The organism is Gemmatimonadota bacterium, assembly GCA_009835325.1.
GTDB lineage: Bacteria > JAAXHH01 > JAAXHH01 > JAAXHH01 > JAAXHH01 > JAAXHH01.
Genome location: VXWP01000016.1, coordinates 1 through 9,187, shown reverse-complemented (window position 1 = coordinate 9,187; position 9,187 = coordinate 1). Strand labels below are relative to the sequence as shown.

The following is a 9,187-nucleotide window of genomic DNA, read 5'->3' as shown; positions in this document are numbered from 1 at the left end:
CCTTTGGTGTCGCGTCGGGTATGGGTGCGGCGGCCGGGCTGTACGGCGCGATCGGCGTCGGCCTGTTCGCCGCACTGTTTGGCGGGACCCGTTCCCAGATATCCGGTCCCACGGCGCCCATGACCGTGGCCATGGCGGTCATCATCACAGAACACGCCAGTTCGATGAGCGAAGCCCTGGTCGTCGTCATGATGGGCGGCTTCCTGCAGATTCTGCTGGGCGTGCTGCGGATCGGCCGTTACGTCGCCTACACCCCTCACGTGGTGATCTCGGGATTCATGTCCGGTATCGGCCTGATCGTCATGCTGATCCAGGCTCTGCCCTTCATCGGCGCGCCCGCCGCCCCGGGCGGCGTCGTCGGTACCATCCAGGTGCTGTCGGATGCCGTAGGAGACATCAACTACAGCGCTTTCGCGATCGCCTTCGTCACCCTGGCCGTCGGCGTGCTCTGGCCGAGCCGGTTGTCTCGTATCGTACCGGGCACCCTCGTCGCCCTGATCGTCGGCACGCTGTTGAGCGTGCTCTGGTTGACCGGAGTGCCCGTAATCGGGGTCATACCCTCCGGCCTGCCGGAAATCATCCTCGTACCGCCCACCGCCGACTTCCTGCTTCGCGCCATCGAACCCGCGCTCATCCTCGCCCTGTTGGGTTCGGTGGACAGCCTGCTCACCTCCCTCATCGCCGATTCACTGACGGGGACGCGCCACCGGGCGGACCAGGAACTGGTGGGCCAGGGCATCGGCAACATGGTGGCCGGGTTGATCGGCGGTCTCCCAGGCGCGGGCGCCACCATGGGCACGGTAACCAATATCCGGGCCGGCGGTACCACCCGTTTGTCCGGAGCGGTCCGTGCGGCCATACTCCTGGTGCTTCTCATGGGCCTGGGCTGGATCGTCGAGCCGATCCCCCACGCCGTGCTGGCGGGCATATTGATGAAGGTCGGCTGGGACATCGTCGACTGGCGGATGCTGAAGCGGATCCACCGTCTCCGAGGGGAACATCTCATCATTCTGCTGATCACCCTGGGACTGACCGTATTCGTCGACCTGGTCACCGCCGTGGCCATCGGATTGATCGTCGCCGGCATGGCCCACGCCAGGAAGCTGGAAAGCCTCGAGCTGGACAGCGTGGTGTCCGTTCCGCTGCTGGACCGTCAGTTCTTTATGCAGGAAGAAGAAAAGTCCGGCATGGACGAGTTCACGGCCCGGGTCGGCCTGGTCGCGCTCAGGGGCAGCTTCACCGTGGCCTCGTCCAAGAAGCTGGTGGGGGTGATCAGCGAGGACATCAAGGACCATGACGTCGTCATCTTCGATTTCTCCGGGGCCACGTACATCGACGACAGCGCGGCCATGGTCGTCGAACAGCTCATGGACGTCGCCACGAGCGAAAATACTGCGTTCATCGTCATGTCCCTTTCTGGTTACGTCGAGGATACCCTTTCCGCCCTCGGTATCATCCAGCGCGTTCCCGAGGCGCATATTGTGGAAACGCTGGATGAAGCACGCGAGGTCGCCAGTAAGTTGCTGGGGATGTGAGCCCGTGCAATACCAAGGGCAAGGCGAGGGCACATGCTAGTACCTTGCAGGGCATACCACCCGTTTTGCATATATGGACTACTCGTCGCCCTGCTGACGGCCACATCCTGCGGCAACCGCTCTGCCGACCTTCCCGGCCATCCGCTTGTCGAGACCGTCCCGTCGGAAGAAGCAGCGGCAAGGTCCCTCCCGGCGGACGCAGCGCCCCCCGAACGCCAGGTATTCCGCTACTTCTCCAACGAACCCTCCAGCCTGGACGTCAGCGTCGCCCTGTACGAGTCCCTGGGCAGCGCGTTCCTCTTCGAACGGCTCTGCATGGTCGATGAGAACGAAGGGCTCATCCCAGGTGCGGCAGACCGGTGGGAACGCTCTTCCGACGGAAGAACCTGGACCTTCCACCTCCATCCCGGCGCGCGCTGGAGCGACGGCACGCCCGTCACCGCCCACGACTTCGAATACACCTACAAGCGCCTGCTCCACCCGGACAGCGGCAACGTGTACGCCTTCTTCTACTACGACATCAAGGGCGCGAAGGCGTACAACCAGCAAAAGATCGACGACCCGGACCTGCTCGGCGTACGGGCGGTCGGCGACCTTACCCTCGAAATCGAAACCGAGGAACCCTGTGCCTATCTCCCCTACGTCACCTCTTACACGGCTTCCTCGCCGGTACCGCGATGGCAGGTGGAGAAATATGGCGCCCGATGGACGGAGGCCGGAAGGTGCGTAAGCAATTCGGCCTTCCGGCTGGATGAATGGGAGCAGGGCAAGTACATGACGTTCCGGCTGAATCCACATTACAAGGGCAATAACCCCGGTCATCTCAGGAAAATCGTCCGTCTCTTCTCGGGTACGGCGGGGACCGGCAGCGCATCCGGCGGCGTGGGGCTGCTTCCGTACGAAAACGACGAAGTGGACCTGGTCGGTGTCGGAAGCCCGGCCGATCTCGACCGCATCCGCAACGACCCCGGGCTGAGCGAACAGCTCTGGAAGTTCAACGGCGTATCCACGGTATACCTGTTCTTCCGGACCCGGGAACCACCTCTGAACGACGTCCGCGTGCGCCAGGCCATCGCCCGGGCCATCGACAAGCAGACCATAGCCGATGTTCTGTTCAAGGGCGCCGTCCGGCCGGCCTACGGCATGCGTCCCCCCAATTTCCCCGGCTACTCGGGAGAAAAGCTGCGGCATCTGCAGCAGTTCGATCCGGAATCCGCCCGCCGCCTGCTGGCCGAAGCGGGATATCCCGGCGGCAGGGGATTCCCCGACCTCGAGGTCTGGCTTCGCGACGCGCCGCCTTCGTCACAGAGCGGCCAGGCCGTGCAGATGATCCAGGAACAACTGCTCGACATACTCGGCATCCGCCTCGAGATCCGCAACATGCAGGCAAACGCGTTCAACCGGTTGATGTACGAATGGAAGATACCCATGGGCATGGTCGGCTACGGCGCCGACTTCTCAGACCCACAGAGCCTGCTCGGCGTGCCCTGGCGTTCCCAGCCCCGGGGTTTCACCCGCCACGACTGGATCAATGCGCGTTACGATGACCTGATCGACCGGGCCAGGAAGGAAACCGACCGGGACAGCCGGATGCGGCTTTATGAAGAAGCGGAATGGATACTGACCTCCGAGGTCGGCGGGGCGTTTTTGTGGCACGACCACCGGTTCCAGCTCCGCAAGCCGTGGCTCAAGGGATTGAAGCGCGACCGGGCGGGCTTCTATCCCTTCTGGGAGAACAATACCGTGTACACCGAGATGTACATCGGCAGGGAGAGACTGGGCGGATGAGAGGATCCACGACATGGACGATCCACATCGCATAGACGGGCATATCGCGGTCGTGACCGGCGCGGCGCAGGGGCTCGGACGGGGCATCGCGGAGCGGCTGGCGCGCAGCGGCGCGACCGTGGTGATGGCGGACCTGCAACGCGAGAAGGTCGAGGAGGAAGCCGGCAGACTCCGCAAACCGGACCTGCAGGTGCTCCCTGCTTTCGTGGACGTTTCAGACAGTGCCTCGGTAAAGCGTCTGTTTGAGGAGGTCGCCGAAGCGCACGGCCGGCTCGACATCCTGGTCAACAACGCCGGGGTCGGCCAGAAGGTCGCCCCAGTCGTCGAACTGGACGACGGGGAATGGGACCGGGTCATCCGGGTCACGCTGACCGGGACCTTCTACGGCTGCCGGGCCGCGGCCCGGATCATGGAGGGACAAGGATCGGGCGCTATCGTGAATATCTCATCCATCAACGGGCAGAACCCGGCGGCCCTGGTCGCGGCGTACAACGCGGCCAAAGAGGGGGTCATCAGCCTGACTCGGACCCTGGCCCTGGAACTGGCGGCTTACGGGGTCCGGGTGAACGCTGTCTGTCCGGGCCCGGTCTACACTGCGTTCAACCAGTCCAACATGGCCCAGCGCAGCAAAACGCTGGGACTTTCCGAAGAAGAGATGATCGAACGGATTCGAAGTGCCATCCCACTGGGCAGGTGGGGCGAACCGGAGGACATCGCGAACGGCGTGGCCTTCCTCTGCAGCCCCGCGGCGGGATGGATCACCGGCGAAGTCCTGCGGGTGAGCGGCGGCATGGAAGGCGTGGCGGCCGCGCCACCACGGCGGGAGCGGGACGCATAAGCCCTCCATTGAACGATCATTCCCCCTCACACCCCCGCCATCATCCGCATCACCGCGCCCTGGTCCGCGTCATCGCGAGAGAGTTCTCCGGCCACACGCCCGGAACGCAGCACGAGGATCCGCGTCGACAGGTTGAGCACCTCGGGCAGTTCGCTCGATACGAGAATAATGGCCGTGCCTTCATGGGCCAGTTGATCGATGAGGGCGTGCATCTCCGACTTGGCGCCCACGTCCACCCCCCGGGTGGGTTCGTCGATGAGCAGGATCGGGCAGTTCGCGGCCAGCCACTTGGCCAGGACCACCTTCTGCTGATTGCCGCCCGACAGTCCCGCCGTGTCGTACCGGACGTTGTCGGGCCGCACCGACAGCCGCCTCACGTATTCCCCGGCCAGGTCTTCCTCCCGGCTGCCGCGGATCCATCCGAAGTCGGACCGGCTGGCCAGGGTGGGCAACCCGATGTTCTGGTCCACACGGAGCGACAGGACGAGGCCGAAGCGCTTGCGGTCTTCGGGCACGAGGCCGATGCCCGACCGCATGGCGTCGATCGGATGCCGGATCCTCGCCGGCCGGCCGGATACTTTGATCCTGCCCGTGGCCATGGGGTCCAACCCGAACACGGCCTGCAGCACTTCGGTACGGCCGGCGCCCACCAGGCCGGCCAGGGCCAGTACCTCCCCGGACCGTACCGAGAAGGACACGTCCTCGAACCTGCCGGGACTCGACAGGTTTTCCACGGCCAGCATCTCTCCGCCGGGTTCGGTGTCCACGTGGGAGGGGAAATAGGCCTCGAAGGTGCGGCCGATCATGAGGTTGATCAATGACGGCCGGTCGAGTTCAGCGACCGGCCGGGTGGCCACGTGCCGTCCGTCTCGAAGCACGGTCACGACGTCACACAGACGGAAGATCTCGTCCAGGTCGTGGGAGATGTAGATCGACGTAACCCCCTTCGACTTGAGATGACGGATGTTCTCACGCAGCCGTTCCGCTTCCACGTGGGATAGGCTGCTGGTCGGCTCGTCGAAGACGATCACGCGGGCGCCGCTACCCAGGGCCGCCGCGATCTGAACGAGTTGCTGCTGGGCCACCGGCAGTTTTCCGATGGGCGTCTCCACATCCATGTCGACCTCGATCGCCGACAGCAGTTGACGCGCGCGTAACGCCATCTTCCGGTCGGAGACGAACCCGCTCCGGGCCGGCAGGTTCCCCAGGCAGAGGTTCTCGGCGACGGAGAGGTTCTCGCAGAAAACAAGCTCCTGGTGGACCATGCCGATGCCCAGTTCCAGGGCGTCTCCCGGTTCAAGAAGCTGCACGGGCCGGCCGTCGATGCGGATCTGTCCGCCGTCGAGGCCGTATATGCCGGTCAGGATGCGGCCCAGCGTGCTCTTGCCGGCGCCGTTCTCGCCGACCACGGCATGGCAGGTACCCGCTTCGATTCCGAAGGTTACTTCGTCGAGGGCCGTCACGCCGGGAAACCGCTTCGTGATCCGGTCGAATTCGATGTAGGGGTTCGGTCGGTTCTGTTCCATGAGGTAACCGGAGGGCCGGACGACCCGCGGAAGACGGACGCCTAATCTGGATCAGTCGCCCGACGCGGGTTGTTTATCCATCTGCAGGTACCGTTCCGGCACGTCGGTGAATCCCCACCCCTGGAGCATCGCCGCCCATTCGCCGAGGTTCTCCCGGGACACGTGGACCAGTTCGAGGGGATTGATCACGGGCACATCCTGCTTCAGGTGGATCTTCTCGACGATCAGGCGGACGGATTCGTATCCCCACAGGTAGGTCGGCTGGCCCCACAACACGGGTACGATGCCCTGTTCGATGTAGGTCAGCTGGGGCGGCAGCGCGTCTACCGAGATGATCTTCATGCGCTCGGGATCCAGGTCGGTCAGCAGGGTCTGCGTGAAGAGCGCCCATCCGCCGACCATGGCCCATCCCTCGATATCCGGATAGGCGTTGTTGACGCGCACGACTTCGGCGGCGGCGTCCTGGGGGGTTTCAATGTGATAGAAGGTCCCCACGATCGAAATCTCCGGATACTCGGCGGCCTTCTGCAGCACGCCTTCCACCCGCTTGCGCAGGTTCGGCGCGTTCTGGTTGCCCGCGAGGATGGCCACGCGGCCCCGGCCGTCCATCGCTTTGGCCAGTTCCCCCATGATCAGGCCGCCGGTCTTGATGTCGTCCACACCGAAGAAGGCGAACCGCTTCGAGTCCGGCGCGTCGCTGTCGAAGGTCATGACCGGTACGCCCCGGTCCACCGCGTCGTTGATGGCGCCCGTGACCTTGGCGGCGTCCGAACAGGAGATCAGGACCACGTCGGCGCCCTCGTTCACGGCCTGCGCGATACGCTGTGCCTGAACCTGGCCGTCCTCCGTCGGCGGCGTGCGCCAGTCGATCACGATGTCGACGCCGTGGGCTTCCGACAACTCCCTGGCCGCCGCCTCCGCGCCGGTACGGGACGACAGGAACACGGGATTGGTCGTGCTCTTGGCGATCATGGATATCACGAGCCGGTTGTCGTCCGGCGGCGCGGTTCCGCCGCAACCTGCCGCAACAATGGACAGGCCCGCGGTCAGCATGGCCAGCACGAGCATCGTTCGTAGCATCTTCTTCAGGGGTATCATCGATTTCATTCCTTTCTGAACGGGCCTATACGGTCACGGACCGGTCCGCTCCGGCCAGTCTGCGTGCAGTGAGCCGGCGGTTCACCTGGTCGAGGACGACGGCGACAATGATCGCGCAACCGATCACGACCCATTCGTAGTTCTGGTCCAGGTGCAGGGTGCGGATGGACTGGCGGATAAGGACGATCAACATAGCGCCGAGCATGGCGTTGACCGCGCTTCCCCGGCCGCCGCGAAGGCTCGCGCCGCCGACGACCGCGGAAGCGATCACGTAGAGTTCGTAACCCGTGGCATCGGCGCATGAGGCCGAGCCATAGTAGCTGCTGCCCACCAGCGCGGCGATGCCCGCGGTGAGTCCTGAAATCACGTACACACCGACCAGGATCCGGTCGATCCTAAGCCCGGCGTATCGGCCGGCCTCCACGTTGCCGCCTACGGCGAAAACATGGCGGCCCATGACGGTCCTGGACAGGTAAACGGCGCCGGCGGCCGTGATGAGGAGCATGATGATCATGGGCATGGGATAGAGGGCGTCGGATCCGAAAGACAGCTTGATCGCGTCGGTCAGGGGCTGGGGCACGAGTATGCTCTCCGCCTCGCTGGCCACGAAAGCCACACCGCGGAACACCCACATCGTACCGAGCGTGACGATAAAGGGATGCACGCGGAGTCCGACCACCATCAACCCGTTCAGGAGGCCGCACAGCACACCCAGGCTGACGCAGGTCACGACGGCCAGCGCGACCACCGCGAAGGGAGCTTCCGGGGCCATGGCCCGCAGGACCATGGCGGTCATCACGCCGGACAGGGCGTAGATCGAGCCGACCGAGAGATCGATCCCGCCGGAGATGATCACCATGGTCGCCCCGACGGCCATGATCACGAAGAAACTGGCGTCCGTGGCCGTCTGCATCAGCGTACGGGAATTCAGGAAATTGTTGACGAGTTCGCCCGTGGTACGGTCCACGTGATACCCCGCGAAAATAGAGAGTACCGCACCGAGCAGCAGGATGACGAGTATCAGTCCCGTTTGCTGGGAACCGAGCAGGATTCGTAGCATCGGAAGGGTCGTCGTTACAGGCGATTTCATGGCTTTTGTCGGTGGACCGGGTGTCCTGAAATTGTAAGGAACCACGGGCTTAAATCAAGGAAAACGTATCGGAGGGGAAACAGAAAAACCCCGGCATGCGTCGACGGCATGCCGGGGTCGGTGCTCATCCTTTCATCCTGCGTGGCGGCGCCGCGTCAGGAGGCCTTCTTCTCCGCGGGTTCCGCATCCTCGCGCTGCAGTTCTTCTTCCCGGTCCTCGATGTTCTGCTGCGATGCTTTGATGCGATCCAGGATGCCGTTCACTTCCGTATCTCCCGACACGTCGGTGATGCCATCATCGACCACCAACTGGTGCACCCTGCCGCCCAGTTCGGTCATCTGGTTGCGGATATCGGCACGGGCCGACTGGATCTCCAGCTTGATCCGGCCCTTCCGCGTGAGATCTTCGGCCATGTCCAGCGCGCCGGACAGGCTCTTTCGCACGGTTTCGATCGGACCGTCCAATTCCGACTTGATCGTTTGCCAGAGGTTCATGATGGGACTCCTTTTCCTGTTTCCTTCGTGCGTCTCTAAAACCGCGGCTTACACGGCCGTATGGTCTTTAGTGGTTAGACGTCCGTTTTGCCGTCCGGGTTTCAGTATACCGCAAGCCGGCACCCGCGTCAACGATAGAGCGCGTATGCGACGATGTTGATGCCCATTCTGAAAGCGGCTTCGCGTTTCGCCGGCGGATCGTTGTGGGTCTTTTCATCGGCCCAGCCGTCGCTGACATTGCTTTCGTACGTGTAATACACCACCAGCCGTCCGTCGTGGAAGAGCCCGAACCCCTGGGGCGGCTTGCCGTCGTGCTCATGATGTTTGGGCGGACCGGCCGGGAAGTCGTATATGATGTGGTAGATCGGATGGTCGAAGGGCAACTCGACGAAATCCTTGTCCGGAAAGACCCGTTTCATCTCCCGGCGAAAGGCCTCGTCCATCCCGTAATCGTCATCGGCGTAGAGGAAACCGCCCCGCGTCAGGTAGGTCCGGAGGTTCCGGATTTCCGGTTCGGTCCACCTGACTTCGCCGTGGCCGGTCATGAAAAGGAAGGGGGAGGAGTACAGGAGATCATCGGTCAGGGTGACGACGCGCTGATCCGGGTTCGTCTCTATGCCCGCACGCAACTGCAACTCCCGGGCCAGGTTGGGAATGGCCTCGGGGTCGTTGTACCAGTCACCTCCGCCGTCGTACTTCATCCGCGCGATGGTCAGCCTCCCGTTTTCGCGCTCGGCCGCACGCCCTTCGTAACCCGCCCACCCGAGGACGATGCCGCACAGCAGGAGGACGCGCACGCTTCTGCGAAGGGGGATCAT

Annotated in this window: 8 protein-coding genes; 3 read left to right on the top strand and 5 right to left on the bottom strand. The window is 63.8% G+C overall.

Annotation, left to right across the window (positions count from 1 at the left end; translation table 11 throughout):
• The 3 genes from F4Z81_01725 to F4Z81_01715 form a co-directional block, all read left to right on the top strand.
• Window positions 1-1,535, top strand: a 1,535-nt coding sequence (locus F4Z81_01725) for a SulP family inorganic anion transporter (GenBank protein MXW03765.1), incomplete at its 5' end; no start/stop codon positions are given.
• Between the two features lie 33 nt (window positions 1,536-1,568).
• Window positions 1,569-3,323: a peptide ABC transporter substrate-binding protein gene (locus tag F4Z81_01720; GenBank protein MXW03764.1), complete on the top strand. Its 1,755-nt coding sequence runs from the start codon at window positions 1,569-1,571 to the stop codon at window positions 3,321-3,323.
• A 13-nt stretch (window positions 3,324-3,336) separates the two neighbouring features.
• On the top strand, window positions 3,337-4,161 hold the full coding sequence (locus F4Z81_01715) for an SDR family oxidoreductase (GenBank protein MXW03763.1): 825 nt from the start codon (window positions 3,337-3,339) through the stop codon (window positions 4,159-4,161).
• Window positions 4,162-4,187: 26 nt separating this feature from the next.
• On the opposite strand, the gene F4Z81_01710 is transcribed toward F4Z81_01715, so the two are convergent.
• The 5 genes from F4Z81_01710 to F4Z81_01690 form a co-directional block, all read right to left on the bottom strand.
• Window positions 4,188-5,687, bottom strand: coding sequence for a sugar ABC transporter ATP-binding protein (locus F4Z81_01710; GenBank protein MXW03762.1), 1,500 nt, complete (start codon window positions 5,685-5,687; stop codon window positions 4,188-4,190).
• 51 nt (window positions 5,688-5,738) lie between these two features.
• The gene (locus F4Z81_01705) at window positions 5,739-6,794 is read right to left on the bottom strand and encodes a sugar ABC transporter substrate-binding protein (GenBank protein MXW03761.1); all 1,056 of its coding nucleotides are present in this window, start codon (window positions 6,792-6,794) and stop codon (window positions 5,739-5,741) included.
• A gap of 16 nt (window positions 6,795-6,810) precedes the next feature.
• Window positions 6,811-7,875, bottom strand: coding sequence for an ABC transporter permease (locus F4Z81_01700; GenBank protein ID MXW03760.1), 1,065 nt, complete (start codon window positions 7,873-7,875; stop codon window positions 6,811-6,813).
• Between the two features lie 155 nt (window positions 7,876-8,030).
• The gene (locus tag F4Z81_01695) at window positions 8,031-8,369 is read right to left on the bottom strand and encodes a hypothetical protein (GenBank protein MXW03759.1); all 339 of its coding nucleotides are present in this window, start codon (window positions 8,367-8,369) and stop codon (window positions 8,031-8,033) included.
• A gap of 128 nt (window positions 8,370-8,497) precedes the next feature.
• Window positions 8,498-9,187, bottom strand: coding sequence for a DUF4159 domain-containing protein (locus tag F4Z81_01690; protein MXW03758.1), 690 nt, complete (start codon window positions 9,185-9,187; stop codon window positions 8,498-8,500).

Bases quoted from the DNA above. Each gene is read 5' to 3' on its own strand.
- F4Z81_01695 (MXW03759.1), bottom strand. From the start codon at position 8,369: ATGAACCTCTGGCAAACGATCAAGTCGGAATTGGACGGTCCGATCGAA.
- F4Z81_01715 (MXW03763.1), top strand. From the start codon at position 3,337: ATGGACGATCCACATCGCATAGACGGGCATATCGCGGTCGTGACCGGC.
- F4Z81_01705 (MXW03761.1), bottom strand. From the start codon at position 6,794: ATGAAATCGATGATACCCCTGAAGAAGATGCTACGAACGATGCTCGTG.
- F4Z81_01720 (MXW03764.1), top strand. From the start codon at position 1,569: ATGCTAGTACCTTGCAGGGCATACCACCCGTTTTGCATATATGGACTA.
- F4Z81_01690 (MXW03758.1), bottom strand. From the start codon at position 9,187: ATGATCCCCCTTCGCAGAAGCGTGCGCGTCCTCCTGCTGTGCGGCATC.
- F4Z81_01710 (MXW03762.1), bottom strand. From the start codon at position 5,687: ATGGAACAGAACCGACCGAACCCCTACATCGAATTCGACCGGATCACG.
- F4Z81_01700 (MXW03760.1), bottom strand. From the start codon at position 7,875: ATGAAATCGCCTGTAACGACGACCCTTCCGATGCTACGAATCCTGCTC.